Consider the following 26,927-nt stretch of genomic DNA (forward strand, 5'->3'; position numbering starts at 1 on the left):
CGACGAGACGGTGAAGTTCCCGAGCACCGTCGCACTGCTGTGGCGCTGGACCGGCGACAACGCCTTCCGCGACGAGATGTACGACTTCTCGGTGCGCAACCTGCGCTACGTCACCTCCCAGCTCGACGCCGACCACGACGGCTGGCCCGAGGGCCTGGGCAACGTCGAGCGCGGCGGCATGGGCCAGGAGAAGCTCGACAACACCGTCTACTACATCCGTGGCCTGTACGACCTCGCCGACATGGCGAAGGCGAAGCACGACGGCCGCACCTTCGCGTGGGCGAACAACCTGGCGCGCAAGATCCGCGACCGGTTCGACTCCACGTGGTGGTACGCCGCGGCGTCACAGTATGCCGACTCGCTCGTCGACCCCGGCAACGTCCAGTCCTTCCAGAAGCACTGGATCGGGCAGTCGCCGATGGAGGCCGAGCTGCAGGTCAACGGCCGCACCCAGGCCGGGCTCGCGCCGTACGCCCACGGCACCACGGCCCTCGCCGGCCGCGAGAACGACTGCTACAGCGGCACGCCGCCGTTCTCCACCGGGCTGTTCCACACCGGCTGCGGCGGCGGCGCCAACGGCCAGGGCGAGAAGGTCATCTTCGGCCTGACCACGTCGATCCAGTCGATCGGCGAGGGCAACTACGGCCGCCTCGGCGCCGGCCAGCAGCAGCGGTACACGCACGCCCTGGCCGACCCGATGTTCGCCGAGCCCGCGACCGGCGGCACCCCGGACGAGCAGCCCGGCGCCATGCCGGAGATCTTCCCGTCACCGGACCAGGGCGCGAACATCGACCGCTGCTGGACCTGCCGCTCGATGTTCATGCAGGCGTGGGGCAACTACGGCACCGCGTGGGCGGTCGTGCACCAGTGGCTCGGCGTGCAGCCCGACCTCGGCAACGGCCGGCTCGTCGTCGTGCCGCAGGTGCCGCAGGGCCAGCCGGCGGTCTCCGGCGACCGCATCCGCCTCGGCGGCGGGTATGCCGACGTGGCGGCGTCCGTGAGCGGCTCGCGGTACACGACGACGATCGACGTGCAGCGGGCCGTGGGTGCGGACAAGGTCTGGATCGGCCACACGCTGCCGCGCGGCAGCCGGGTCGCCCAGGTCCTGCTCGACGGCCACGTGGTCACCGACGCGACGACGCGGACGACCAACCGCGGCCTCGAGGTCACCGTCCCGACCAGAGCCGGCTCGCACACGCTGGTCGTGACGACGAGCTGACCTGCACCACCGCGTCGGGAGGTCCTGCGGAACCTCCCGACGCACACGAGGTCCACGCGGCCCCGCGACAGCAGGAGGTCCCACCGGGCTCGAGCCCGGTGGGACCTCTCGCATCCGCCTGTCAGCCGGGCGGCGACCTCTCACGCCCCGGGACGTGCCCGTGGGCCCCGGCAGCCGGCGGTCCCTGCACCGCCCAGCGGCGCCGGTGCCGCCTCGACCTCGGACGGTCCGCGCGGTCGGGGGCACAGGGCTGTGGGGGCATCCGCTGCTCCAGGTCGGCCGTCAGGGCCTCGAACTCCTCGTGGAGCCACTGCTCGTCCTCGAGCAGCAGGTCCACCCGGGCCCACGCGGCATCGGTCCCCACGCCGGGGTCCAGCTCCAGCGCGCCCCACGCCTGTGCGGTCGTCGTCGCCCCGACCACGGTCATCGGCTCGACCACCTCCTTCCCAGCAGTCGGCCGCCCGTCAGGCGGAGATGGCGTGCGGGGTGCGGTGCCCGGTGTTGATCTCGATCTTGCGGGGCTTGGCCGCCTCCGCGACCGGCACGACCAGCCGCAGCACGCCGTCGCTGTAGGACGCCTCGATGCGCTCGAGGTCGAGGGTGTCCCCCAGGAAGAGCTGACGGCTGAACACCCCGCGCGGGCGCTCCGCCGCGATGGACTCGTGGTCGTCCTGGAGCCGCGGGCGCTCGGCCCGGACGGTGAGGACGTTGCGCTCGACGTCGAGGTCGACCGACGAGGGGTCCACGCCCGGCAGGTCGAACTCGACCACGAACCGGTCGCCCTCTCGCCAGGCATCCATCGGCATCACGGTGGGACGGGCCATCGTCCCCAGGACCTGCTGCGCCAGCTGGTCCAGCTCGCGGAACTGGTCAGTCCGCATGAGCATCTCAACCACCTCCAGTGTCTGCTGTCCCTGCGCCGCGACTGCTAGGATCTCAGTCGTGCGCTACAGATTTTCTAACCACACGGCATACGATCTGTCAAGGGTCTCCCGCGCATGACGGAGCAGGCTCGCAGCCGCGCCCCCGAGGACGCCCGGCCGGTGTACTCCATCTCGGTGGCGGCCGAGCTGGCCGAGCTGGCGGTGCCCACCCTGCGGCTGTACGAGGAGCACGGCCTCGTGACACCGGCGCGCACCGACGGCGGCACCCGCCGGTACAGCGCGGACGACGTCGAGCGCATCCGCCGGGTCTCAGGACTGGTCGAGGACGGCGTCACGCTCGCGGCCGTCCAGATGGTCCTGGACCTGCAGGACCGCAACCGCAGCCTCACCGACGCCAACCGGGCGCTCCGGGACCGAAACGCAGCCCTCCGCAAGGACAACGCGTGTCTGCGCGCCGACGACTAGCGCCCCGACACGCCGCGCGTCTGCGGCGACACGCCGTCGACGCCTCGTCCGAACGGCCAATCCGCTCCCCGAAATGCGACACAGGGCCACTCCGGGTGCCACCCTTCACAGTCGTCACACCCGTCACCACGTTCCCCCGACGACCCCCCGGATGACTCCCGTGCGCCTTCTCCGTGCTGCCCTCGCCGCCGTCGCGATCACCCCCGTGTTCGTGGCCCTGCCCACCGTCTCCTTCGCCGCCCCGGTGTCCCCGCACCCGGTGGCCCCGCGGGTCCAGACCACCGGAGCGCGCGGGGTCGACCCGCTCGCCGCCGGCCGGCTCTGGGACCGCCGGGTCGTCCGCCCCGGCCACGCCCTGAGCACGCTGACCGCGCCGGAGACCCGTCCCCGGTTCACCGTCGCCGGCGTCTCGTGGTCGCGCTCGACGCCGCTGCGCAAGGCCGACATCACCATCTCGGTGCGCCTGCGTGAGGACGCCGGCTGGACCGGCTGGGAGGACCTCGGCGTCAGCGACGACGGCCCCCAGGCCGGGACCAGCGAGTCGGTCGGCGCCCGCGTCGGGTCCAACCCCATCGTCACCGACGGCGCGACCGCCATCCAGGTGCGCGTCGACACCACCGACGGCCAGCCCCTGCCCGACCTGCGCGTCACGACCATCGACCCGGGCTCCTCGGCCGCCGACCAGCACCTCGCGCCGAGCACGCCGGCCGCGTCGGCCTCCGCCGCCGCCATCGCGCCGACCATCATCACGCGCAAGCAGTGGGGCGCTGACGAGTCCCTGCGCGGGCCCGCCACGTACAACTCGACGGTCAAGGCGATCGTCATCCACCACACGGCCAGCTCGAACGACTACACGACCGCGACGGCCGCCGCGCAGATCCGCGGCATCTACGCCTACGACACGCGGGGACTGGGGTGGTCCGACATCGCCTACAACTTCCTCGTCGACAAGTTCGGCCGGGTCTACGAGGGCCGCGCCGGCTCGATCACGACGGCCGTCCGCGGCGCCCACGCCATGGGCTTCAACACCGACACCATGGGCATCGCGGCGCTGGGCAACTACGAGACGACGGCCGCCCCCACGGTCATGGTCGACTCCATCGCCAAGGTCGCCGGGTGGAAGCTGTCGCAGTACGGCGTCGACCCGCAGGGCACGACCCGGCTCACCTCCGCCGGCGGCACGGGCACCAAGTACGCGGCCGGCGTGGTGGCGACCCTGCCGACGATCAACGCCCACCAGAACACGTCCTACACGCTGTGCCCGGGCAAGTACCTCTACCCGCAGATGGACACCATCCGCAGCAAGGCCGCGCTGTACGCCCGCTACTCCACGACGAGCGCCGCCGCTCCCGTCCCGACAGCAAGGCTCTGGACGGCATATGGACGGCTCACCCTGAGCACTGGGGCGACTGGAAATGCCGTGCGGGACCTGCAGTCCGAGCTCAACCGTCGCGGCTACTCGGTGGGGAGTGCGGACGGCGACTTCGGTCCCGCCACAGCGGGTGGAGTGAAGAAGTTCCAGGCCGCGGCACGTTTGGTCGTCACTGGCAAGGTCGCGAGCAACGACTGGCGCGCCCTGTCGGGGCTCGGATACGTCCACGTCGCACCACCGAAAAGGGTCGTCACGATGACGCCAAACCCGTCCGCATCCGCGCCGGTTCCCGGTTTGGACGCCGACGGGAGGGGCGACGTGGTCGGCCGAACCGCGAATGGAGACCTGTATCTCTACCCTGCGCGACCGCTCGGCTTCAGCACACCGGTCAGGCTCGGCGGGGGGTGGAACATGTTCCGCCAGGTCGTCTCCCCCGGCGACCTCACGGGTGACGGGATCTCCGACGTCCTCGGCATCACCCCCACAGGGGACGTGTACCTCTATCGGGGTAGCGGAAAGGGACCCCTCGTCGGACGGACGCGCATCGCAACTGGCTGGGCGGCGTACACCGACGTCGTCACCCCGGGCGACTGGACCGGCGACGGCAAGCCCGACCTGTTGGCCCGCAAGGCCAACGGTGAGCTGTGGCTGCTGGCCGGCAACGGCAACAGCGGCTTCCTGGGGGGCTGGCGCAAGATCGGCACCGGCTGGCAGATGTACAGCCAGATGATCACGCCGGGTGATGTGACCGGTGACGGCAAGGTGGACCTCCTCGGCCGAACTCCTGCCGGGAGGCTCTACCTCTACCGAGGGACAGGTGTCCGGACCGCGACGGCTACCGGCTACCAGCCCGGCGTGGCAATCTCGAGCGGGTGGCAGGTCTACAACACCGTCTTCTCGACCGGTGACCTCACGGGCGACGGCCGCGCGGACCTCGTCGTCCGCACGCCCGGCAACGTGAGCTACGTGTATGCCGGGAACGGCCGCGGTGGTTTCGCCGCACGCAAGCGGATCGCGGCGACGTGGGGTGCCACCACCCGCATCGTCGGGGTCCGCTGAGCAAAGGCATCGACCGCACGGGTAACTGAGTCGGAGGCTGGGACCGCACGGGTGCCTGAGCCGCAGGCACCGACCGCAGGGGTGCGCCGGACATGGCGCACCCCTGCCGGCGTCAGCTGCCGGCGACGGGGGTGAGCGGGGCGCCGCTGGCGAGGATCGCGGAGGTGAGCGCCTTCGCGGCCTCGGCCGGCGCCTGCTTGCGGGTGAGCAGGACGAGGTCGAGCTGCGGCAGCTTCGGCAGGCCGAAGGAGGCAGGCAGCTCGACGAGGTCCGAGGGCATGAGGGTGCGGGCCAGGACCGCGATGCCCAGGCCGGCACGGACGGCCGCCAGGACACCGTTGACGCCGCGGACGGTGCAGGTGATCCGGCTGCGGCGGTCGACCTTCTCCAGGGCCTGCACGCTCAGCGCACGGCTGAGGCTGGGCGCCTGGTAGACGACGAGCGGTACCGGCTGGTCGGGGTCGATGCGGGTCCCGTCGATGCCGCACCAGACGAGCTGGTCGCGGCGGACGAGCTGCCCGCGGATCGCCGGCTGCTGGCCGGGGCTGCGCTTGACGAACGCCACGTCGAGGTGGCCCGACTCGATCCGGCGGATGAGGCCGTCGTTCTGCAGCACGGTCAGCTCGAGGTCGATCCGCGGGTAGAGGTGCCGGAAGTCGCGCAGGATCCGCGGCAACGGCGTCAGGGCCAGGTCGTCGGTCACGCCGAAGCGCAGGCGCCCCTGCAGGTGCGACCCGGTGAAGTAGCCGACGGCGCGGTCCTGGACGGCGAGGATCTCGCGGGCGAAGCCGGCCATGGCCTCGCCGTCCGAGGTCAGGGCGACACTGCGGGTGTCACGGACCAGAAGCGGCCTCCCGGCCGCCTCCTCGAGCCGGCGCACGTGCTGGCTGACGGTGGGCTGGCTGAGGCCCAGCGACTCGGCTGCGCGGGTGAAGCTCAGTGACTGCACGACGGCGAGGAAGGTCCGCAGCAGCTCGGGGTCGTACACGCTGGCTCCCTGTTCATCACGATACGCAATGACACTTATAGAACTGATTCCCCGAAACGATAGCGCTTCTCGTGCCGACGGGGAGGACACTGGACCCTGTTGCTGTCCACCGTACGACTACTCCACCCGACGCTACTCGCCCAGGACGACCCCTTGAGCTCCACCGACGCCGCCTCTGTCCGAATCGCCAGACCTCTTCTGCCGCAACATTTCTCGCGGACCTTCCCCTCCCTCGCCAACCGGAACTTCCGGCTCCTGCTGTCCGGGCTGCTCGTCTCGGGCACCGGCGGGTGGATCCAGCGCATCGCGCAGGACTGGCTCGTGCTGACCCTCACCAACAGCCCGACCGCGGTCGGGATCACCACCGCGTGCCAGTTCGTGCCGACGCTGGTCTTCGGCCTGCACGCCGGCCTGCTCGCCGACCGGCTGCCCAAGCGGCTGATCCTGCTCATCACCCAGCTGTCGATGGCGGCGACCGCCGCGATCCTCGCGGTGCTGGCCCTCAGCGGTCGCGTCCAGGTGCGGCACGTCTTCGTCCTCGCCGGGGTCCTCGGCGTCGTCGCGGCCGTCGACAACCCGACGCGGCAGTCGTTCGTCTCCGAGGTGGTCCCCGGCTCGCAGCTGCCCAACGCCATCAGCCTCGTGTCGTCCACCTTCCAGATCGGCGCGATGGCCGGGCCGGTCATCGGCGGCGTGCTCATGGGCACCGTCGGCGCCGGGTGGGCGTTCGCCGTCAACGCGGCGACCTTCGTGGCGCCGATCACGGCCCTGCTGCTCATGCGCGGCACGCCGACGCGGGCCGACACCCGGGCGCGGCACGTCGCTGCCGCCGCCGAGGGCGCCGGTCGGCCGGGGGTGCGGGACGGCCTGCGGTATGCCGTGTCGACGCCGACGGTCCTGTGGCCGGTCGTCATGGTGGGCGCGTTCGGGTTCTTCACGATCAGCCTGCCGGTGACACTCGCGGCGTTCGCCAAGGACGAGTTCCACTCCGGGGCGTCCGGGCTCGGGCTGCTCAACGGTGTGGTGGCGCTGGGCGCGCTCGGCGGCGCGCTGACCACCGCCCGCCGGACCCGGCCGCTGCGGCTGCGAACCGTCGGCAAGGCCGGGACCGCGCTGGCGACGGCGCTCCTCGTGGCAGCCCTGGCGCCGGGCCAGATGCTCTTCGCGGTCCTGCTCGTCGCCGTGGGTGCGGCCAACCTCGGCTTCCTCACCTCCGCCCAGTCGCTCGTGCAGCTGGCCGCGACCGACCACCTGCGCGGGAGGGTCGTCGGTGTCTACATGCTCGTGTTCATCGGCAGCGGGGCGGTCGGGGGCCCGGTCGTCGGGTGGCTGGCCGAGACGTACGGCCCCCGGGCAGCGCTGCTCGCGTCAGGTGCGGTTCCCGCGGTCGTGACGGTGCTGGTGTGCCGGCACCTGGCCAGGGCGGCGTCCCTGCGGCTCGGGCTCACGTCAGTGTCGGTGCGGCTCCCCCGCCCGTCGCTCATGCCCCGCAGCCACTGATCAAGCCGGCGCTGCCGGCCGTCAGCCGGTCATGCCGTCGGCGAGGCGGCCGAGGGCGTCGACCCAGTGCTGCTGGTCCCCGCGCGGATCCCCCGCGATGCCGCGGCCCTCGTGGTAGAGGTCGACGCGGGTGCCGTCCCTGTCGGGGTGCAGCTGCACGTCGAGCATGCTGAGCGGGCCGTCCTCGTACGGGTGCCAGGAGACCCGGATCTGCTCCAGCGGGTGGTAGCTGCGGACCACCCCGCGGGTGCCGTCGGCGGCGTGCCACGGCTCCCCCTTGCTGCCGAGCCGGGCGCCGTCGCCGAGGAGCGCCTCGGTCCCGGCTGGGCTGATGAGGTGCTGCCACACCTGGGCGGGACCGGCGGCCATCGTGGCGGTGGCGTGCACGCCCGCCTCCGGCTCGCCGGCCTCGGTGTCGTCGGGCAGCGCGTCGACCTCAGTGCTCATGGGGTACCTCCGTGTGCAGCGGCACCGCCCCGGGTGGGCAGCACCCACCCCCACAGTCGACCGCGTCGGCGGGGTCCTTGGCAATGCCTCGGTCGGGGCAATCGCCCATCGGTCCGACAGCCGTGCGGGGCGGCCGGTTCGCGTGGAACCGGCCGCCCCGCGGCATGCGAGCTCGTGCTCCGTGGGACGCCCGCGCAGGGGCGCCGTGCGGTGCAGCGTCAGGCGACGCGCGTCTGCGGCGCGGTCTCCTTGGTCTTGCCGGGGTCGCGCTCGACGATGTCGCCGAGGGCCTCATCGATCGCCTTCATCTGCGCGTCCTCGAGCTTCACGCCGGCGGCCTTGACGTTCTCGGCGACCTGCTCGGGCCGGGAGGCGCCGACGAGCGCGGCGGCGACGTTCTTGTTCTGCAGGACCCAGGCGACGGCGAGCTGGGCCATGGTGAGGCCGGCCTCGTCCGCGATCGGCTTGAGCTTCTGCACGCGGGTGAGCACGTCGTCGTTCATGAACCGCTTGATCATGTCGGCGCCGCCCTTCTCGTCCGCGGCGCGCGAGCCCTCGGGCGCGGGCTGGCCCGGCTGGTACTTGCCGGTGAGCACACCTTGCGCGATGGGGCTCCACACGATCTGGCTGATGCCGAGCTCCTCGCAGGTCGGGACGACCTCGCCCTCGATGACCCGCCACAGCATGGAGTACTGGGGCTGGCTCGAGATGAGCTGGATGTTGAGCTCCTGGGCCAGCTTGTGGCCCTCGCGGATCTGGTCGGCGGTCCATTCGCTGACGCCGATGTACAGCGCCTTGCCCTGGCGGACGACGTCGGCGAAGGCCGTCATCGTCTCCTCGAGCGGGGTCTCGGTGTCGTACCGGTGCGCCTGGTACAGGTCGACGTAGTCGGTCTGCAGCCGCTCCAGCGAGCCGTTGATCGACTCCATGATGTGCTTGCGCGACAGGCCGGTGTCGTTCTTCCCGCCCGGCCCGGTCGGCCAGTACACCTTGGTGAAGATCTCGAGGCTCTCGCGCCGCTCGCCCTTGAGGGCCTCGCCGAGCACGGTCTCCGCCTTGGTGTTGGCGTAGACGTCGGCGGTGTCGAACGTGCTGATGCCCGCGTCGAGCGCCGCCTGCACGCACTTCGTGGCGACGTCGTTCTCGACCTGCGAGCCGTGGGTGAGCCAGTTGCCGTAGGTGATCTCGGAGATCTTGAGACCACTGTTGCCGAGGTATCGGAAGTTCATGGTTCAACCGTATGCCGGGTGCCGCCGGCGCGCTCTGCGGGGCCGGAGCGGTGGCGGTCCCTCGATGCGGTATGCCGTGCGTGTCCCGCAACGCCTCCCCCGCCGCCGGCGGGGACCTGGCCTGTGGACAACCGCGGCGAGGGGTGCTCGGCGATCCAGACTCGACCGCATGGGGACGACGAGCAGGACGACGAACCAAGGGAAGACCGACCGGACGCCGGGAAGCGGGACCGTGACGGACCGGACGACGACGAGCCGGACAAAGACGAGCCGGACGACGAGCCGGACGACGACGAGGCGGACGACGACGAGGCGGACGACGCGCGCCCGGACAGGCAGCGCGGCGGTGTTGGCCTCCCGCGGAGTCGCGGCGGCACGGCCGGGACGGCGCCGGGTGGGCGACCGAGGGGCGGCGGGCGGCGCCGTGCTCGCCGTGCTGGTCGCAGTCACCGGATGCACCCAGCCCACCGAGGCAGGGAGCTCGGCGGCGTCCTCCGCCTCGAGCGCACACGCGCAGCCGGCCGCCCCCGACTCGGCACCGTCGGCGGCGTCCGGCTCGGCATCGTCGCCTGGCACAGCCGCGACGGCGCCGGACCAGCGCTTCGACACCGCCGACGCGCGCGTCGTGGCGACCCTCGGACAGCGCCAGGCGGACACCATGATAGGCGAGCCGGTCACCTCGGGCCTCGGCCCGATCGACCTCTGCGACGGTGTGTCGCCGTTCGTCCCGGCGAGCACGCGCGCCTGGTTCGCCACGTCGACGGTGCCGGACGACGAACAGCTGCACCTGCGCGACCGCGTCACGAAGCTGGTGACGGCGAGCAACGCCGCCATCGTGCTCGATGACTCGCCCTCGGCGGCATCGTCGATGGACGAGCGCCTGCGCCGGTGGGCCGCCTGCCGCTCGGACCATGACAACCGTTCGCCCGTGAGCCTGTCGGTGCCCGGCGTCGCCAGCCTGGCCGCCTGGCACACGACCGATGCCGACGCCGACCGGGCGGGCCGTCACGAGGTGATGGGTGGGGCGCGCGTGGGCAACCTGCTCCTGTTGTGCGACATGGTGGGGCCGTCGGCCGGCCCGGTGTCGAAGGCCGTGCGCTCCTGCCTCTCCGACATGGCCGCCGGTGCGACCTTGGCGCACCGACCGGCTACCAGCGCGACCCCCTTGACCACCAAGGCCGTCGTGGCCGGGCTTGCCTCGACCACCTGGGACGTCACCCTCCGGTACGCCGTCAGCACTCCGTGCCCGAAGGACCGGCGCAGCTTCGTCGCAGCCGGTGCCGCCGCGGGAGAGGTCACTGTGGCGCGCAAGACGGGGGCGGACCGGTCGTCGGTTCCCGACACGGTCGGCATCGTCAACCTCGAGCGCGTCGCCAGCCCCAGCGCCGCGGCCACCCGCCTCGCTGCGGAACGATGGCACCTGGCGGGCTGCTCCGGCACCTTCTCCAGCCAGGTCGGGGCGTACACGGCGAAGGGGAAGGTCGACCGGGTTTCGCCCGTCAGAGTGGGCGACGGTGGAACGGCGATCGCGTACCACCAGAGCTGGAACGGAGGACGGCCCGAGTACCAGTACGAGGTCGTGTTCGCTGTCGGTCCCTACATCGCCCACGTCATCGGGTTCGGCTCCCGCAGCCAGGTCTCCAGTCGGGCGCTGGCGCTGGCGAAGGCGCTCACCGATCGCATCCGGGCGTCAGGCTGACCGCCCGGGCCCGCCGCCTGCCGAACAGGGCTTTCGGCCGGGCTCTGGAACGTCCGGCTGCCTAGCAGGGCTCTCAGCCAGGGCTCTGGCCGGCTGGCTGCCGAGCCGGACTTTCATCCGGGGCTCTGGACCGAGTCGTGCTGGGTCTGCTCCGGGTGTTCGGTGCGGTCCTCGGACTCCTCGAGGATCGCCTCGGCCTGGGCTTCCGGGTCGTCGCTGCCCGCCGCCTGCTCCTCGGGCAGCAGCTCCGCCCGGCGCTCGACGCGGCTGTCGAGGTGGTCCTGGTCCTGGTCGCGCTCGTCGAACTGGCTCATGCCTCGACCGTACGGATCTCCGCGCCGCATCGCATGGCAGCGCGGCATCCGAGTGCCGCGTCCACGGCAGGGCCCGTGCCGTGTCCGGTGTGCCGCGCGCCCGACAGTGCCGTGCCAACGGTTGTGGGCGCGCCACCACCACCGCCGAAGGCCGGCGGCCTCGGGGCGGGGTCATCGTCGGTGGGGTGACGAGTCGTCGCGAGGCGGTCCGCAGTCACTGCAGCCGTCATCACAGGGCGGATCACCGTCACTGCACACATCGTCGACGGCCTGATCGCCGTCGCTGAGCCCGTCGGGGCGCCACCGAGCACCGTCGCTGAGTGGCGGATCACCGCTGCCGAGGCCGTCGTCCCCACGCGGATCGCCGTCACCGGGCTCGTCGTCGCAGGACTCGATGGGCCGTGTCGGGAGGGTGCCGGCTCGTCGCATGGCCTCGACCTGGTCGTCGTACGCGCCCGGCACGAGATACCACTGCACACTCGGCCGCCCACGCTCGTCGGCGACCACGGCACCGGCATACCGCTCGCGGTGGACCACGGTGTGGTGTGCCCGGCACAGCAGCGCGGCGTTCGCGATGTCGGTCGGGCCGTGGTCCAACCAGTGCACGAGGTGGTGCGCGTCGGTCCAGGCCGGGGGCTTGCTGCACCCCGGGAACGTGCACCCGCCGTCGCGTAGCCACAGGTGCCGGACCTGCCCCGCGGTGAAGAGTCGTTCTGAACGCCCCTGCTCGAGGACCTCGCCCCGCGACCCCAGCACGGCCGGCACCACGCTCGCGTCGCAGGCGATCCGGCGGACGGTGTCAACGCTGAGGTCCTGCTGGTCATGGGTGGTCGTCACACCGACACCTCGTAGCCGTCCCTCTAGCACCTGCAGCGGGACGGTGACGACGAGCGTCGCCTTGGACGCCCGCGGCAGCTCGCCCGGTGCCTCGACAGCCCGACGCACGAGGTCCAGCAACGCGTCCGCGCGGCGGCAGGCGGGTGTGCGCGGGTCGCGCTCGCCCGTCTCGGGGTCGCGGTGCGGCTTCGCCAGCGCATCCACGGCTGCGTCGACCACGGCAGCGCCTTCGGCGTCGAGCAGCAAGGTGTACCGGGACAGGCCGACCGGTCCGGCGGTCTTCACCAGCGACCGGTGCGCCCGCGCCACGTCGGCGTCGTGCTCCACCAGGCGGTCGGGACGCAGCAGATTGCCGGTGCGACGCAGGGCTGCTGCAAGGACCTTCTCGTTCGCGCCGCGGGGGCCTCGCGCCTCCTCGAGCAGGGTCGCCGTGACGCCCTCGAGCTGGGTGGCGTCAGCGAGGCCTCGCACCGACCGGTGGAACCGCACGATCTGCGCCGCCTTGCCCACGGGCAGGTAGTCCGTCACGGGCTCACCCACAGCACTGGCCCCAGCAGTCCGCGGTCCCTCGATGACGTCCGTCACCGCCTCGACCACGTCCGCCAGTCGCAGCTCACTCATGGCGCCTGCCACTGCATCGGCGTCGGACAGCACGCGGTCCGGGAGTTGCGGAGCCTGGGCGCGTGCCCAGTCCAACGTGCCCCAGCCGTCGCCGGCGCCGAGGCTGCGCTGCTTGGCCTCACCCAGCAGCGTCACCAGCAACGCGTCGACGGTCGCCGACAGGCGCCCGACGAGGTGCAGCGCTTCGCCGACCTCGCCGTCAGCCAGGGCCCAGGTGCGCCCCGGCTCGGACTTCTCCAGGGAGCCGAGTGCTCTCGCGACTGCAGTCAGAACTGGCCGCCGCGGGGACTCTCCCGCGTCGAACCAGTCCTGCGGTGCGATCGCCATGGAAAGACTCTACGACCGACCACTGACAACGGTCATGGTGACGAAATCCGTTGCGGTCCAGTGCCATTGACCTGGTCAGCTGTCAGTAATCGACTGCCAGCGCAGGGCCCGAGCGTGCAAGCAACGAGGCGGCATGACGAAACCCGCGAGGGGGCCACAGCCACGGATCAGAACGTCTCAGTGGGAGACCAGTCGAGCCTTGGCGGTCCTCACCTCGAGCGGCTCGGGAGTGCCCCGCACCACGACCTCCGCCGGGATGTCGACCCACGCGCCGCCGCCCACGCGGAACTGCCCGCCGTAGGTGATGTCGGCACGCACCTGGAGCCGCCCGGCCTTGTCGTAGGCGCGTGTGATGTCGCCCGTCGGGTACGGGCCGCCCAGCGACTGTGTCGGCCCACTCGTCGTGCCGTCGCCGTACACGTACGTCACCGATCGCAGCGTCGGGCGGATCTCGACCTGGAATCCGGCCATCCGCGCAGGACTCGGGTGGTCGATTTCCCCCGGCTGGAACCCCGCTTCAGGCCAGGCCACCTGGAAGTACGTCGGCAGAGTCACCAGGGTGACGTTGCCCTTCGGCTGGATCGTCAGCTCCGGCCGGGCGAACGCCGTGTCGTGGAACGCGGCCAGCACCATCTGCATCGTCAGCGCAGGCCGAACGGGGTTGGGTGCCTCCTCCGGGAAGCAGGTGAACCCCAGGTCCTCCCACGCGCCCCGCGGTGTGCCATCGCCGCCCACCTCGCGGCGCCACATCCGCACGCTCGGGCCCAACCCCTCCTCAGGGGTGTTGCCCTGACACGCCAGCGCGGCGGCGTCACAGAAGTCGTTGCGAGTCGTCGAGTCGGGACGGTTGCCGGGACAGTTGACGACAGAGGCGTACTCGAAGTGCACCGCCGCCTTGGCCGCCTTCGCCTTCGCGGCGGCCGCATCCGCCTTGATTTGCGCGAGTTCCTTGCGGTCCTTGAAGTTCATGCGAACTCCGCCGGTGGTCGCGTCGCCTCCCCAATCGGCAAAGGCGGGTGCGCAGAGTCCCATCGCCAGGACAGAGAGCGCCAGCGCGGCCCCGCCACGGGTCAGCCCATGTCGTACACCAACCACGTCTTCCCCCTCCAGACGGCGGAAGCCGTGAGGGCCACAGGCTTCTTCTGATCCGTCGACACGACCTTCCCCGAAGCGTCTACAACGTCGACGCGATTCTGGGTGCCAATAACGCGCACGTACTGCTGCCCGGCGGGACCACCAGGAAGGGCCGCCACCTTGCTCAGCGTCAAGGGTGCGCTTCGGTAACGCTGCTTCTTCGCCACCAGACCTGCCGCGGTCCTCTGGAGCGCCTGACACGACAGGCAACCCGAGTCACTCAACGGTGGCAGGAGCCCGGCGTCCGGTTCGGTCCATGCTTTGTTGCTCTGCTCGACGAAGTACCTCACGAACGCTGCCGCGCCCTCGGGGGTGCGCTTCCTCGCCTCCGGTGGCAGGTCCGCCGGGTCCACCGTCGCCGTCCCCGACGTGGGCGTCGACGAGGGCGCCGTCGTGGAACTGCTCGTCGACGAGCTCGACGGCGCAGTCGAGGACGTCTTCGCCGGCTCCTCCCCGTTCGCCGTGCACGCACTCACGGTGAGTGCGAGCACCGCGAACCCCACGGCATACCCACGTCGTGCATCCACCGGACGACTCCCCTCCTGGCGCCGAGCTCCGCATCGAACCCACGCGAGTCTACGCAAATGCGCCCACAAGGCCACCGTTCGTCCACAGGCCTCCGGCACCGCTCCCCCGCCACGACGTGTCGCAGACGCGGGTATGCCGCGGGGCCCGGCCCCGCGGCATACCTCACCACCCGTCGACGCACGCCCGGGTCAGCGGGCCGGCTGCGGCACCCCCTCCGGTGCCACAACGTCCGCGCCACCCGTCCCGGCCGACCCCTCGTCCGGCAGCGGAGCCGCGTCGAGCTCACGGTCACGCCGCGCGAGGTTGCTCGGCCACCACATCCGGCCGCGCAGGTCGAGGTTGAGCGCCGTCACCAGCACCGACCGCACCACCAGCGTGTCGAGCAGCACCCCGAGCGCCACCGCGATCCCGATCTCGGCGAACGTGACCACCGGCAGCGTCCCCAGCACCGCGAACGTGCCCGCCAGCACCAGACCGGCCGACGTGATCACACCACCCGTCGCCGCCAGCCCCACGAGCGCACCGCGGCGCGTGCCGATCTCCTTCGACTCCTCGTGGACGCGGGTCATGAGGAAGATGTTGTAGTCGATGCCGAGCGCGACGAGGAACACGAAGACGAACAGCGGCAGCGACGAGTCCGCCCCAGCGAAGCCCAGCACGTGCCGGAAGATCAACGAGGACAGCCCCATTGCCGCGCCGTACGACAGCACCACCGTCCCGATCAGCACCAGTGGCGCCGTGACCGCGCGCAGCAGCAGCACGAGGATCAGCAGCACCACTCCGAGGATCAGCGGGATGATCCGCACGTTGTCGTCGGCCGCGGCCCGCAGCGTGTCGGCGCGGGTCGCAGTGTCACCACCGGCGATCGCGTCGGCCCCCGGCACCGCACCGATGGCCGCGCGCACCCGGTCGACGGTCTTCGTCGCCGCGTCCGAGTCCGGCGCGTCGGTGAGCGTCGCCTGGATCAGCGAGCGCCCGCCCTTGGTGACGGGATCGGTGACCGTAGAGACGCCCTGCACGCCCTCGAGTGTGGACTTGACCGCCGCAGCCTCAGAAGCGTTGGCCAGCACCATGACCGGCGAACCTGAACCGGCCGGGAAGTGCCGCGCGAGCGTCTGCTCCCCCACCACCGACTCGGGCTTGCCGTAGTAGGAGTCGGCGTTCTTGAGGCCGACCGCGTTGAGCTGCAGGACGCCGAGCGACGCGACCGCGAGCAGCACCGATGTCATCACCCAGGTGCGTCGCGGCGCACGGGCGATGCGACGCCCGACGCGGGCCCAGATGCCGTCGCGGGTGTGGTCGACCGACCCATACGTCGGCCGCACCGGCCAGAAGATCCACCGGCCGCACACCACCAGCAGCGCCGGCAGCAGGGTCAGCATGACGAGCAGCCCCACGCCGATCCCGATCGCCGCGACCGGGCCGAGACCCTTGGTCGAGTTCATCGTCGCGACGAGCAGGCACAGCATGCCGGCGATGACGGTCGCGCCCGAGGCGAGGATGGCCGGACCGGCGCGGTGCAGCGCGAACGCCATGGCCTCGTGCCGGTCCTCGTGCCGTCGCAGCTCCTCGCGATATCGGGCGACGAGCAGCAGCGCGTAGTCGGTACCGGCACCGAACACGATGACGGTCAGGATGCCCGAGCTCTGCGCGTTGACCGTGAGCGTGTCGCCCTTGGCCAGGAAGTAGATGACGGCCTGCGCGACGAACAGCGCCGTGCCCGCGGACACGACGGGGATGAGCCAGAGCACCGGGCTGCGGTACGTCAGCAGCAGGATGACGATGACGACCGCCATCGCCGAGTAGAGCAGCTTGCCGTCGATGCCGGAGAACGCGGCGGACGAGTCCGCGGCATACCCGACCGGTCCGGTCACCTGCATCGACAGGCCGGCCGGGCGGTCCTTCGCGATCGCGCGCAGGTCGTCGACCGTCGCGCCGAGCGAGTCCCACCCGGCGTCACCGGCATCGACCGGCACGATCACCTGCAGCGCCTTGCCGTCCTTCGCGGGGATCGGCCCGACGCTGTCCTTCTTGACGGGCTCGAGCGCGTTGAACCGCTGCACCTGCGCGGCGACCGCCTGCAGGTCGGCCTGCGTGACACCGGCCGGGCGCTCGTAGACGATGACCGCCGGGAACTCGTTCTTGCTCTGGAACGCCTCGATCTGCTGGACGACCTGCGTCGACTGGGCGTCCTTGGGCAGCCACGCGACGGCCTCGTTGTTGAGGACGCCCTGCAGCTTGCCGGCGGGGCTGAACGCGGCCGCCAGCACCAGCAGCCAGAACCCCACGACGAACCACTTCGTCACCTTCGAGGACGGGAACCAGGCCAACCGCCCGACGTCGCCGATCCGTGTCTCACTCATGCTTGTTGCCTCCCACCGTGGACGGTTGCGCACCCTGCACGGCGCCCCTTCGCCATCGACGGTAGGGCGCGGGTGCGCCGACGGGACAGTGGTTTACGGCGTTGTCGGGGGCCGTTCAGGGGTCGTTCAGGGACGACCCTGACCGCTATGTCCGCGATGCCCCACGTAGTCCGGGAGCAGCGCTGCGTATGCCGGGTGCTCGCCCGAGCGGGCCGGCGTGGCCGCCGCCCCCGGCGCCTTGACGGCATACCCGACCCCGCGGCATACCTGACCCCACGGCACTCCATCGCTCGGGCAGAGGTCAGGACGGCAGTCGCGGGTAGCGGGTGTGGCCGCGGCGCATGTCGAGCAGGCGGCGGCCGAACCGCACGACGGTCCAGCACCACCACACGTCGATCTCGCTGGTGACCTGCTCGGTCCGCCACTCCCAGTAGGCGCAGAGCTCGAGCAGCTCGGCCTCGTTGAGCGCCATGCACTCGTCGACGAACGCGCCCTTGCGACCGCTCGTCGGGTCGACGAAGGGCGGCCCTTCCCAGGTCACCCAGGTCGTCCCCGCGTCGATGCGCTCCTGCGCCCCACCCATGACGGAATGGTGGTCTCCGAGGGCTCAGGGCGCCTCCGTCACTCGATGGAAGCCTGATGCGCCGTATGCCGCAGACGCCGGCTCTCCGAGGTCCCCGAACCTTCGTCGGCGGGAGGTGTCACAGGACGCGGGGCTGTCTCGTCTGGGTGGGGTGTAGGACGGAAACGACGAAGGAGTGGACATGAGGGTGTTCGTGGCGGGAGCGACCGGGGCGATGGGGCGGCAGCTGGTGCCGCGGCTGGTGCAGGCCGGGCACGAGGTGCACGCGATGACCCGCAGCGAGGGCAAGCAGGGGATGCTGCGCGAGATGGGCGCTGTGCCCGTGGTGGCCGACGCGCTCTCCGCGGAGCAGGTGGCGGCCGCAGTGGCGACGGCGCAGCCGGAGGTGATCGTGCACCAGCTGACCGCGATCGGGCCGATGGACTTCCGGCACTTCGACCGCGGGTTCGCGCAGACCAACCGGCTGCGGACCGAGGGCACCGACCACCTGCTGTCGGCCGGCCAGGCGGTCGGGGTGAAGCGGTTCGTGGCGCAGAGCTTCTTCGCCGGGTACGACCGGACGGGCTCGATGGTGAAGTCCGAGGACGACTCGTTCGGCGCCACTCCCCCGCCCGGGATGTCGCAGACGGTTGGCGCCATCAAGCACGTCGAGTCGGCGGTCGCAGCGGCCACGTGGACCGAGGGAATCGTGTTGCGGTACGGCGGTTTCTACGGCCCGCACACCTCGCTCGGCGTGGGTGGCGAGCAGACGACGGCCGTGCAGCAGCGCAAGATGCCGATGGTCGGCGAGGGTGCCGGCGTGTGGTCGTTCATCCACATCGCCGACGCAGCGGACGCCACCGTGGCAGCGGTCGAGCGCGGGGCGCCCGGCGTCTACAACGTCGTCGACGACGAGCCGGCAGCGGTGGGGACCTGGCTGCCGTACCTGGCGGAGGTGCTCGGCGCGAAGAAGCCGATGCGCGTGCCGGTGTGGCTCGCGCGGCTGGTCGCGGGCGAGACTGGGGTCGTGATGATGACCGAGCTGCGTGGCGCCTCGAACGCGAAGGCGAAGTCCGAGCTCGGCTGGGCGCCGGCGCACGCGACGTGGCGCGAGGGCTTCCGCGAGCTGGTGGCGCGCGAGTCGGCCCGGGCGGGCGCCGCGTGACCGAGTCGTATGCCGGTTACGAAGCGCTGCTCGGCGAGCTGCGGCCGGTGGCGTTCGGCATCGCCTACCGGATGCTCGGCAGCGTCACCGAGGCCGAGGACGTCGTGCAGGAGGCGCTGCTGCGGGTACACCGGTCGCTGGAGTCGGGTGAGCAGATCGCGTCTCCGCGGGCGTTCACGGCGACCGTGACGACGCGGCTGGCGATGGACGAGCTGCGGTCGGCTCGGGTGCGGCGCGAGCGGTACGTCGGCGAATGGCTGCCCGAGCCGGTGATCACCGACGGCCGCGACGACCCGGCCGAGCAGGCGGTGACGGCCGACTCGCTGTCGCTGGCGCTGCTGGTCGTGCTCGAGAGCCTCTCCCCCGAGCAGCGTGCGGTGCTGCTCCTGCACGACGTGTTCGGCTACGGGTACGGCGAGATCACCGACATCGTCGGCAAGACCGAGGCGAACGTGCGCCAGCTCGCCGTCCGCGCCCGCCGCCACGTCGAGGAACGGCGTCCGCGATTCACGACGACCACCGAGCAGCGCGACGAGCTGGCCCAGCGCTTCTTCGCCGCCGCGCGCACCGGTGACCTGGCCGGGCTCGAGTCGCTGCTCGCCCACGACGTCGTGCTCGTCGGTGACGGTGGTGGCAAGGCGCCCTCGTTGGCGCGGTCGCAGCAGGGCCGGTCGCGGGTCGCCCGCACCCTCACGAACTGGCTGCGGGCGCTGGGTCGCCTGTCGGACATCGAGATCCGCCCGACCGAGGTCAACGGTGACCCGGGTGCCCTGTTCCTCGTCGGCGGCCGTCTGTATGCCGTGTGGGCGCTCGAGGTGGTCGACGGCCAGGTCGCCGGGGTGCGGGCCGTCGTCAACCCCGACAAGCTCGCGCACCTCGGACCGGTCGGCGACGCCAACGCCCTGATCCGCCAGCTCGGCGGCGCCCGCCCCGGCGACTGAGCTGCGCGGTCGATCGCCAAGACGGGACGGGACCAAGGGCCCGTCCAGCGCCCCGGGGCGCTGCCTAGCGTCCGTCCATGGACGTGCAGCAGCTGCTTTCACGAGTCACGGATGACCTGACGCCCAAGCGGGTGTTCGGGGAGCCCATCTCCCAGGACGGGGTCATGCTCGTCCCGGTCGCGCGCGTACGCGGCGGTGCCGGCGCCGGGAGCGGCGGCCACGAGGGCGAGGAAGGCACGGGAGGCGGCGCCGGCATCGACGCCAAGGGCCTTGGCGTCTTCGTCGTTAAGGACGGCAAGGTCAGCTGGCAGCCGGCCGTCGACGTCACCAAGATCGCGATCGGCGGTCAGGTGTTCGCGCTGGTACTCGTGCTGGCCATCCGCTCGATCCTCCGTCGCCGCCGGTGAGACGACTGGCGACCTCACCGGGCGCACGTACAAGCGAGCGTCCGAGGACGCGCGGCGGCTCCGGCCCCAACAGGGTGCCGGAGCCTCCAAGCGGACTCGAGGCGAGGCACACGCCTCACCCTCGCCATAGTCCGGTCTCGGTGAACCTCAGCTGACGACGTCAGCCGCGTGGGTGGCCTGCCCCTTAGTGAACTTGTCGCCTGCAGAGGAGGACAGCTGCTGGATGAGCGCCGAGCGGGACATCGGCATCGTCTCGACGTAGGTCTTCGCTGTCGCGATGGCTCCCGTTCCAGTCGACTCCCAAGTGATTCGCGGCGCACGTCGCGTCAGGCTAGCCGCCACCACAGGAGATGAGCTCTACTGAATGAGGGCCACCTCGGCGATCGCAGTGCTGTCGACGTGCCTTTTTGGCGTTACGGACAGCCTTAGCCCGACCAGAGGTCAACATTCGCAAGCGCGACCGTGCGCGAGGGCTTGGGCGCTCCTGTCGAGCCCGTCTTGGGAGCTGCCGCCTTCTTCGTCGTCGAAACCAAACCCACAGTCGGGGTCTCACTTGAAGGGCCGCCGCCCACGAACGCTATGCACAGCAAGTCCGGTGGCCCGCGGCTTCACCCCCTCGAGTCGCCGGTCCCCTCGCACCCCGCGACTAGGGGACCTGCTCGATGTGTTGCAGCGAAGATGGCGCCCAGAGGCCCGCATTAGGATGGATGCTGTTATGAGAACACCTTCTTCCTGGGCCTCCACGCCCGGGCGGCGGCGGATCATGCAAGCGAACCGCTCGCGCGATACCAAGCCCGAGCTTGCGGTGCGCAAGGTCCTGCACGCCGCGGGGTTCCGGTACCGCGTGTCATACCCGCCTGTAGCGCAGTTGCGGCGCCGGGCAGACATCGTTTTCACGCGGCAACGCGTCGCGGTCTTCATCGACGGCTGCTTCTGGCATGGCTGCCCCCAACACGGCCGGCGCCAATTCAGTGTGAACGGTGACTATTGGGTCCCAAAGATCGCGGCCAATCATGCAAGAGACCGAGACACGGATCAGCGACTTAGGACTGCGGGATGGCTGGTTCTGCGCTTCTGGGAGCACCAGGACCCATTCGCGGTGGCAGAAGAGATTGCTGATGCCGTAGCAGCGCGCCTGCGGTCAATATGACCCCCCCCCCGCTCAGGGATCATGGTTGAGATGACAGTTACTCGACCGACGCCATCCCTTGGACTCTTCCTGTGATGCAAGATGTCTCCAGCGCCTCTAGGGAGACCCCTATCCGTGTGGGAGGGGCCTGGAGTCGGGGCCAAATACTACCATTAACGTAACGTCCAAGAACCCAATTCATTTCGCCCTACTGATCGTTCACTTTCAACTCGAAGTAGGGGGTGCCGCGCATGAACCGGGCGTCCATTCCCAGCGTCTTAATCAGGGCTTGATGAACAGCTAGATTTGGCACTTTTGCCGCGATCTCAGGGGTGGCGCCGGCAAAGCCGAAGGACTTGAGGTCTGCAACAGCTATGTTGGGCACCTTATGCACGACCTTAGTCAGCAGAGTCTCACCGTAGTTTGTTTTGCCCACTTTGAAGTGCGAAACGTACTGCGATGCAAGGATGACCCCAACACCAAACTCCCTGCCCTGCAGGAGAAGTTGGGTGAGTACAGGGAACTCATGTGCCATTATGTTGGTCGCCTCGTCAACCAGCACAAACGAGTTGAGTCGGCGCAATTGATTGGGCGCATCGCCTTCGAATGGCCACTTTCTTAGTCTCAACATGTGTTCGTAGTACTTATTAAGGAAGAGAGTGATCAAGGCCGTTTTCAGGTTGTCGTCGGACCCCAGATCGCTAACAGCCACGACGAGCACCTTGTCATGGAGCATCTCCTCAATCGTGACGAGCTCGTCCTCGTTCTCCGAGAATACTTCGTTCAGTACGAACCCGTTGAGCACCGCCGCCACCGAGTCGAAGGCGTTCTCCTCGAGATAAGCTTCAAGCACCTCTCCGAGCGTCGGTGCCAAGCCGCCCTTCCTGGCGAACAAGTCCTTGATGATCATCAACACCTTGCTCTTCTGCACAGGACCGACACCACCATAGATCTTCGTGATGACGTCAACGAATGCACCGCCTGCCTGCACGGCTTTCTGCGGCGTATACTCGCCGTCAATGGCCAAGACGTTCAAGGGGATGTGGAAGGGTCGCTGAAGCTCACCGCCGACGCTAGCGAGGAACTCCGCATCATGGTAGTCGCGCTTGTAGTCGAAAATCAGCATCGAGAGGGGCGTCGGTTGCTGTTCACCAGCACACTTTCTGAGTTGATAGACCACCGACTTCAAGAATTGGGTCTTGCCCGTCCCCAAATCCCCCACAACACCGACATTCATTTGGTTGAGTGCCGTGTTGCTTGGCCAAAAGTCGACGCCGCGCGTAGTCACACCATCAATCGTCCTGCCGATTTCAAACCGGACACCGTATCCCTGAATGCTCGGGCTTGGTTCGGCAAGGGCCGCATCGTCTGACGGCGGCGCGGTCTGGGCATCTGAGGACTCTTCGACGACGCCCTCCTTCGCGTGGGCTGCAGCGGTGATTGGGAACGAATCCCTGCGGTACTTTTCGGAGTCCTCAGATTCCACGCTTACTCGGTTAGAAAGTCCCGGGTGCGCTGGGGACGCACCGGCGAGCTCCGCCTTTTCGTGGGTATCGCGAGCGAGAACCCACTCAACGAGCCGCTGCCAGTCTGGTCCCAACGACTCAGAGTCTTGGTGCACGAATGCGAAGGCGGCCTGTGTATTGCACAAAAGGGCCCCGGCAAGCTCGTTCTCCTCATTTCCAAGGGCTTCGAGCCCGAGCTCGATGGCGTGAGTCGAGCCGTCCGCCGTGACTGCCTGATGCCCGAAATAGCAGAGCAGCGAACGCCCAAGCCGAACTTCAACTTCACCCGACAGTAGTTCGGCCAGCGCCGCACGCAGCAGCTGCGACCCGCTGGTCGGAGCGGGCCGCAAGCGCATGGCGGCCTCCACCATTGTGGCAAAGCCGTGACGCCAAAGCGCGCCGTATTCCGGTTCCGAACCGGCCAGCTGTGCATAGGACTCCACTACCTGGCCTAGTAGCTCGGAGGTCGATTCAAGCTGACGCAAGGCCTCGATGACTGGGACCGCACTCTTCGAAAGGGTCTCCGAAGGATTGGCTGACTCGAGTCCGTAGCACTTAATCTCAACCGGCACGAGGGTTATCCCCATCGGCTGAACCGCGACCAGCAGCAAATCCGCACGCCGCAGCTGGTTCGTCGCGGCCGATTCGTTTGCCAGACCGCGTAGAAACTCATCGCATGCGTCGATCGGCAGCACCAGCAGCTGGCTGCCTTCCACAACCGCCTTCTCCAAGAGTTGCAGCGTCAGGTAGAAGCCAACGGCACCAGCCGCATGTGTCCCTCCTTGCGCCATAAGCGATGAGAGGCCAATGCCTCTAGTGCCAAGGGTCGTCATCACCTCGTCGAGCTTGCTGTCAAGATTCTCAGTTGACCCCGACGCCTTCATCAAATGGGCCCTAATCTGATTCTTCACAGCTGCCGGCAACCTCACGACACTCACGAATGGCCGGGCGTCAAGCTGAGGTGTAGCTCGCTTCTCAAGAAAGGGCGGCCGCCAGTCCCACAGCATCTGGCCAGATCCGTCCGCAGCGAGCATGTCTGCGAGAGCGTTAGCGCCGACCAAGGACTCACCGGTTACAGTCCAATCCGCCGAGTCATTCACTAGTGCCGCTTGGAAGAGCTCTGCACTAATTTGAACGCCCTGATCCGCACGTTCCACTTTGGCAAGAGCACGGATGAACGCGCTACTGTCTGGATCCAATTCGACAACAGGGAACTCGCGAGCCACGTAGCCAACTCCGGCCTGAGCTGGCGTCGAGAAGCGACGCAGCGGGATTGTCGACACAAGTCCGGCCCCCGAGACGGCGGTCGGCGACACCTCAACCTTCACTCCAGCGTCCTGAAGAAATCGTAAGTTGGCCTGAGGCCCTCCAGTTGGCTGATGCTTGTATCGAGACCAACGAACTGGCCGTTCGGGGCTTACCCCTAGTTTCCGCTCGAGATCAGCAAGCGGCGCCTCTCCGAGGCGGTTCATCGAGTCAAAGACCCGGACGCCTCCGCGCAGGATTGAATTCCCAGCGGGAGCTGCGATGGCCTCGATAACCGCCTGATCAATTTCACCGAGCCGGGGAGTAGCGGTCGATGACGCTAAATCGATGGACAATGTAGATACTTGTGGGTTCATTCGGTGGAAGGTTCGCAGGGCCGAGCGAACCGCGTCCGCGTTCAGGCCTGTTACGGATGTTCCCGGTGCAGGCAGTGCGCCAATCTGAGCCGGACCCTCCAGCGCCTCGTGGCCCGCCACGCTAGCCGACACGAGCATCGACCAGCCGAGGAAAAGTTGACCCACGCCGGCGTCTGTCGGAACAGCGAGCAACCGCCCATTGTGACTGTCTGCCTGTGGCCCCACGGCCGGAAAGTTCCACGCCTCGAGGACTCCGGCCAGTCTTTCGGCCGATTCAGTCCGGCGCAGCGCGTCCTCGGCCGCAGCCAGCCACGCCATCCGCAGCGGATGCAAAGGGCTGAGGAGCACAGCCCGAGCCTTCTTGGTTCCGTCAGTCTTGTACACGCTGACGGACCATGGGAAGGAGGCCCAAAACACATCCTGCGGAGAGCCTGATGCCGCTCTATCTATAAGGCAGGCATATGCATCTAGGTACTCATCCAGAGCACTCGATCCGTGCGCCCAGGACCAAGAAGTCCGTGAAGGCCAAACGAAGTCGACGCGGTCCTCCTGGTCGCCGGACCGCCGGAGCCGTGTGCCAAGGTCAAGCTCGACGATCGCGTTCCGGAACCGGGCCGCTTGCTCAGACTCTCGCAAGTCAGCACTGACGTGATAGCCGATGTGAGAACTGACCAGTCCTTGGATTCCTTCCGGAACCAAGACTGCCCCTTCGGCGCCGGCCACCAGAGTGTCAGGGGTGTCGGCGTGATCCTCGAACATGACTATGTGCCCGAGCGCGTCGAGCGTCGCCTTCTCGTTGATGTGTCGCGCGAGATATGTCTCGACACGTCCGCGGAAGGAGCGTTGCACTTCAACATCGGGCTCTCCCGCTGAAACGACGCCATCGCGAGCGGCGGCTAGCAAGGGCGACAGGAACTCGTCAGTGCTCGCACCCGATTTCCAACGGACCAGCAGTCGACCGACCGTCAACTCGTCCTCACTGGTCGTCACAAGGTCGGGATCCGACAGGTGTACGACGACCTCCGCCTGATCCCGACGGAACTCCGAGACGGAGACTGCGGCCGATGGGACGTGGCCCCACGTCACTATTCGCACCACAGTGCCCACTGAACTCTCGACGGGTACAACGACGCCCGAGTCCTCGATCGCCGCTGGAATCGTTTCGTAGCCTCGGTACACCCCCGGTTTGAAGGCTTCGCCCCCCGAGTTCTTGCCCTCGAATGTCCAGACACCGACGGTCCCCGCAACCACTGGGTAGAGGGCGCTGCTCACAGCCGAACCGACGAACGCCGCCAGGGGGTCCGTCGCTGGCAGTGCGGTGGACAACGTGATCGGTCTCGCTGGCATCTTGGCCATTCCTGGGCGCGGGAGGACCACCGATCCCCTGCCAACGAGCTCGCCGCCTTCCACGGCTAAAGAGCCCCGCCATACCGCTTTCGCGGCGCCAGACCCACCCACGCTCAGGCTCAGCTGAGAACCAGCGACTGCCTCCGGTTGAGGGATGTGTGACGTAGGCAGCAGGATGCGGAGAGGCTCAGAAACCAGCTCGCTCGTGTTACCGTCCCATCGAAAGAGGACGATCTGCGGGGATCCTTCCCCAGCGATGCCCATCGAGATGTCACCATCCGCATAGACCCTTAGCGCAGAGTCCATTCCCTGTTGTGGCGCGAAGAACTCGCCTTCTGTTAACGAGCTGAAGGCCGACACCCAAATGCCTTCGTCGCCTTGCGGGGTGCCCCAAGCTAGAAGGACATTATCTTTAGCGGCCACGACCTGACCGAACTTCCCGAACGAGAGCTTCTCCAGCTCGTGCGGAAGGCCCTCTTCGCCGAGTGGGCGCGACGGGTGGTGACGGAGTCGCTTCAGCGTTAAAAGGATGGCCTCCGTCGTCGACCAGAATTCCATAAGGGCCTCGTCGACTTTCCGACCCACACCATAAGCATTCCCAGTAGTGGGCAGAGGGAGCCCAAACGACGCGTACGTCATCCGCGCCAACCGCGTGTCGGCATTTGCCGCGAGGTCGTTGTCGTCCCGAGTGATGGCACGGGCGAGGACGTCAAGGCCGGACCCAAGGTGACGCAGCCAGAAGACGTTCCAAGCGTCGCCGCCTTGCGCGATGCGCTCATAGGCTTCAGCGAGAATACGGAACACATTTCCTAGTCGTTCACTGGCCGAGACTGCATCGACGAAATTGAGGTCGACGTTAGAGCGTTCCAGAATCACGTCAATCGCGTCTTCGGCAAGGATGGTGAGGTGTCTCGCGCGGACATCACCGACCTCGCCCGGGTAGTCGCTCTCGATCGCTGCCCCGAAGGAACTAGAAAACGACGCGGGGATCGAATGGGCGCCGCAAACGACAGCCAGTCGATCGTCCCGCCGATACTGAATAGACCGGCCCATCCCCACAATGGGACAATCCTTTGCGGAAAGTTCTTCCGTTAGATCGTCACTGACTAAAATCGCGAAGGGAACATCGCTCGGCCGCATGGAATTCGCATGGCGAACTATTTCGCGAGCAAGCTCAGGCACCTGATCGGGGAGATAGAGCGCCCGGAGCCCGTCCTCAGCGACTAGTTGCCGAGCCAGAGCGGCAGCAAGGGTTTTCAACAT

The 26,927-nt window shown here is 68.9% G+C and carries 22 protein-coding genes; 9 read left to right on the forward strand and 13 right to left on the reverse strand.

Annotated elements, in window-relative coordinates; translation table 11 throughout:
- Positions 1-10: 10 nt before the first annotated feature.
- Positions 11-1,219 (forward strand): hypothetical protein, encoded by a 1,209-nt coding sequence (locus RKE38_RS11845; protein WP_316007694.1) that lies wholly within the window; start codon positions 11-13, stop codon positions 1,217-1,219.
- A 121-nt stretch (positions 1,220-1,340) separates the two neighbouring features.
- Here RKE38_RS11845 and RKE38_RS11850 read toward each other — a convergent pair whose 3' ends face one another.
- Positions 1,341-1,646, reverse strand: a complete 306-nt coding sequence (locus RKE38_RS11850; protein WP_316007695.1) for a hypothetical protein — start codon at positions 1,644-1,646, stop codon at positions 1,341-1,343.
- Positions 1,647-1,683: 37 nt separating this feature from the next.
- Positions 1,684-2,106 carry an HSP20 family small heat-shock protein gene (locus RKE38_RS11855; protein WP_316007696.1) on the reverse strand — a complete coding sequence of 141 codons (423 nt, stop codon included), beginning with the start codon at positions 2,104-2,106 and terminating at the stop codon, positions 1,684-1,686.
- A gap of 111 nt (positions 2,107-2,217) precedes the next feature.
- Between RKE38_RS11855 and RKE38_RS11860 the strand changes: the two genes are divergently transcribed.
- Positions 2,218-2,568, forward strand: a complete 351-nt coding sequence (locus RKE38_RS11860) for a MerR family transcriptional regulator (RefSeq protein WP_316007697.1) — start codon at positions 2,218-2,220, stop codon at positions 2,566-2,568.
- A gap of 160 nt (positions 2,569-2,728) precedes the next feature.
- Positions 2,729-4,999, forward strand: a complete 2,271-nt coding sequence (locus RKE38_RS11865; protein WP_316007698.1) for an FG-GAP-like repeat-containing protein — start codon at positions 2,729-2,731, stop codon at positions 4,997-4,999.
- 112 nt (positions 5,000-5,111) lie between these two features.
- On the opposite strand, the gene RKE38_RS11870 is transcribed toward RKE38_RS11865, so the two are convergent.
- Positions 5,112-5,987 (reverse strand): LysR substrate-binding domain-containing protein, encoded by an 876-nt coding sequence (locus tag RKE38_RS11870; RefSeq protein ID WP_316007699.1) that lies wholly within the window; start codon positions 5,985-5,987, stop codon positions 5,112-5,114.
- Between the two features lie 153 nt (positions 5,988-6,140).
- On the opposite strand from RKE38_RS11870, the gene RKE38_RS11875 reads away from it, so the two are divergent.
- On the forward strand, positions 6,141-7,487 hold the full coding sequence (locus RKE38_RS11875; protein ID WP_316007700.1) for an MFS transporter: 1,347 nt from the start codon (positions 6,141-6,143) through the stop codon (positions 7,485-7,487).
- 21 nt (positions 7,488-7,508) lie between these two features.
- Here the strand turns inward: RKE38_RS11875 and RKE38_RS11880 are convergent, their stop codons facing one another.
- Entirely contained in the window at positions 7,509-7,934 is a 426-nt protein-coding gene (locus RKE38_RS11880) for an SRPBCC domain-containing protein (RefSeq protein WP_316007701.1), read from the reverse strand.
- Between the two features lie 218 nt (positions 7,935-8,152).
- The gene (locus tag RKE38_RS11885) at positions 8,153-9,163 is read right to left on the reverse strand and encodes an aldo/keto reductase family protein (protein ID WP_316007702.1); all 1,011 of its coding nucleotides are present in this window, start codon (positions 9,161-9,163) and stop codon (positions 8,153-8,155) included.
- Positions 9,164-9,557: 394 nt separating this feature from the next.
- Between RKE38_RS11885 and RKE38_RS11890 the strand changes: the two genes are divergently transcribed.
- Entirely contained in the window at positions 9,558-10,862 is a 1,305-nt protein-coding gene (locus RKE38_RS11890) for a hypothetical protein (RefSeq protein ID WP_316007703.1), read from the forward strand.
- 113 nt (positions 10,863-10,975) lie between these two features.
- Here RKE38_RS11890 and RKE38_RS11895 read toward each other — a convergent pair whose 3' ends face one another.
- The 6 genes from RKE38_RS11895 to RKE38_RS11920 form a co-directional block, all read right to left on the reverse strand.
- On the reverse strand, positions 10,976-11,176 hold the full coding sequence (locus tag RKE38_RS11895; RefSeq protein WP_316007704.1) for a hypothetical protein: 201 nt from the start codon (positions 11,174-11,176) through the stop codon (positions 10,976-10,978).
- A 171-nt stretch (positions 11,177-11,347) separates the two neighbouring features.
- A complete protein-coding gene (locus RKE38_RS11900) occupies positions 11,348-12,961 on the reverse strand; it encodes an HNH endonuclease signature motif containing protein (RefSeq protein WP_316007705.1) in 1,614 nt (537 codons plus the stop codon).
- A gap of 177 nt (positions 12,962-13,138) precedes the next feature.
- Complete coding sequence (locus RKE38_RS11905) at positions 13,139-14,056, reverse strand: hypothetical protein (protein ID WP_316007706.1); 918 nt, start codon at positions 14,054-14,056, stop codon at positions 13,139-13,141.
- On the reverse strand, positions 14,032-14,622 hold the full coding sequence (locus tag RKE38_RS11910; RefSeq protein WP_316007707.1) for a DUF6318 family protein: 591 nt from the start codon (positions 14,620-14,622) through the stop codon (positions 14,032-14,034). The genes RKE38_RS11905 and RKE38_RS11910 overlap by 25 nt, the downstream gene beginning before the upstream one ends.
- A 189-nt stretch (positions 14,623-14,811) precedes the next feature.
- The gene (locus RKE38_RS11915; RefSeq protein WP_316007708.1) at positions 14,812-16,986 is read right to left on the reverse strand and encodes an MMPL family transporter; all 2,175 of its coding nucleotides are present in this window, start codon (positions 16,984-16,986) and stop codon (positions 14,812-14,814) included.
- Between the two features lie 301 nt (positions 16,987-17,287).
- Positions 17,288-17,569, reverse strand: coding sequence for a hypothetical protein (locus RKE38_RS11920; protein ID WP_316007709.1), 282 nt, complete (start codon positions 17,567-17,569; stop codon positions 17,288-17,290).
- 181 nt (positions 17,570-17,750) lie between these two features.
- Between RKE38_RS11920 and RKE38_RS11925 the strand changes: the two genes are divergently transcribed.
- From RKE38_RS11925 to RKE38_RS11935, 3 genes are all read left to right on the forward strand, one after another.
- Entirely contained in the window at positions 17,751-18,713 is a 963-nt protein-coding gene (locus RKE38_RS11925) for an NAD(P)-dependent oxidoreductase (RefSeq protein WP_316007710.1), read from the forward strand.
- A complete protein-coding gene (locus tag RKE38_RS11930; RefSeq protein ID WP_316007711.1) occupies positions 18,710-19,654 on the forward strand; it encodes an RNA polymerase sigma-70 factor in 945 nt (314 codons plus the stop codon). Before RKE38_RS11925 ends, RKE38_RS11930 begins: the two co-directional genes overlap by 4 nt.
- Positions 19,655-19,731: 77 nt before the next feature.
- On the forward strand, positions 19,732-20,061 hold the full coding sequence (locus tag RKE38_RS11935; protein WP_316007712.1) for a spore germination protein GerW family protein: 330 nt from the start codon (positions 19,732-19,734) through the stop codon (positions 20,059-20,061).
- Between the two features lie 147 nt (positions 20,062-20,208).
- Here the strand turns inward: RKE38_RS11935 and RKE38_RS19575 are convergent, their stop codons facing one another.
- The gene (locus RKE38_RS19575) at positions 20,209-20,406 is read right to left on the reverse strand and encodes an Ltp family lipoprotein (RefSeq protein WP_410055459.1); all 198 of its coding nucleotides are present in this window, start codon (positions 20,404-20,406) and stop codon (positions 20,209-20,211) included.
- A gap of 370 nt (positions 20,407-20,776) precedes the next feature.
- On the opposite strand from RKE38_RS19575, the gene RKE38_RS11940 reads away from it, so the two are divergent.
- The gene (locus tag RKE38_RS11940; protein ID WP_316007713.1) at positions 20,777-21,211 is read left to right on the forward strand and encodes a very short patch repair endonuclease; all 435 of its coding nucleotides are present in this window, start codon (positions 20,777-20,779) and stop codon (positions 21,209-21,211) included.
- Between the two features lie 187 nt (positions 21,212-21,398).
- Here the strand turns inward: RKE38_RS11940 and RKE38_RS11945 are convergent, their stop codons facing one another.
- Positions 21,399-26,927 carry a hypothetical protein gene (locus tag RKE38_RS11945; protein ID WP_316007714.1) on the reverse strand — a complete coding sequence of 1,843 codons (5,529 nt, stop codon included), beginning with the start codon at positions 26,925-26,927 and terminating at the stop codon, positions 21,399-21,401.

Origin of the sequence: Phycicoccus sp. M110.8 (assembly GCF_032464895.1) — a bacterium.
Classification (GTDB): Bacteria; Actinomycetota; Actinomycetes; order Actinomycetales; family Dermatophilaceae; genus Pedococcus.

Coding starts and splice junctions, on each gene's coding strand:
- RKE38_RS11915 (WP_316007708.1), bottom strand. CDS start 16,986: ATGAGTGAGACACGGATCGGCGACGTCGGGCGGTTGGCCTGGTTCCCG.
- RKE38_RS11920 (WP_316007709.1), bottom strand. CDS start 17,569: ATGGGTGGGGCGCAGGAGCGCATCGACGCGGGGACGACCTGGGTGACC.
- RKE38_RS11900 (WP_316007705.1), bottom strand. CDS start 12,961: ATGGCGATCGCACCGCAGGACTGGTTCGACGCGGGAGAGTCCCCGCGG.
- RKE38_RS11940 (WP_316007713.1), top strand. CDS start 20,777: ATGAGAACACCTTCTTCCTGGGCCTCCACGCCCGGGCGGCGGCGGATC.
- RKE38_RS11945 (WP_316007714.1), bottom strand. CDS start 26,927: ATGTTGAAAACCCTTGCTGCCGCTCTGGCTCGGCAACTAGTCGCTGAG.
- RKE38_RS11925 (WP_316007710.1), top strand. CDS start 17,751: ATGAGGGTGTTCGTGGCGGGAGCGACCGGGGCGATGGGGCGGCAGCTG.
- RKE38_RS11895 (WP_316007704.1), bottom strand. CDS start 11,176: ATGAGCCAGTTCGACGAGCGCGACCAGGACCAGGACCACCTCGACAGC.
- RKE38_RS11880 (WP_316007701.1), bottom strand. CDS start 7,934: ATGAGCACTGAGGTCGACGCGCTGCCCGACGACACCGAGGCCGGCGAG.
- RKE38_RS11885 (WP_316007702.1), bottom strand. CDS start 9,163: ATGAACTTCCGATACCTCGGCAACAGTGGTCTCAAGATCTCCGAGATC.
- RKE38_RS11935 (WP_316007712.1), top strand. CDS start 19,732: ATGGACGTGCAGCAGCTGCTTTCACGAGTCACGGATGACCTGACGCCC.
- RKE38_RS11850 (WP_316007695.1), bottom strand. CDS start 1,646: ATGACCGTGGTCGGGGCGACGACGACCGCACAGGCGTGGGGCGCGCTG.
- RKE38_RS11855 (WP_316007696.1), bottom strand. CDS start 2,106: ATGCTCATGCGGACTGACCAGTTCCGCGAGCTGGACCAGCTGGCGCAG.
- RKE38_RS11860 (WP_316007697.1), top strand. CDS start 2,218: ATGACGGAGCAGGCTCGCAGCCGCGCCCCCGAGGACGCCCGGCCGGTG.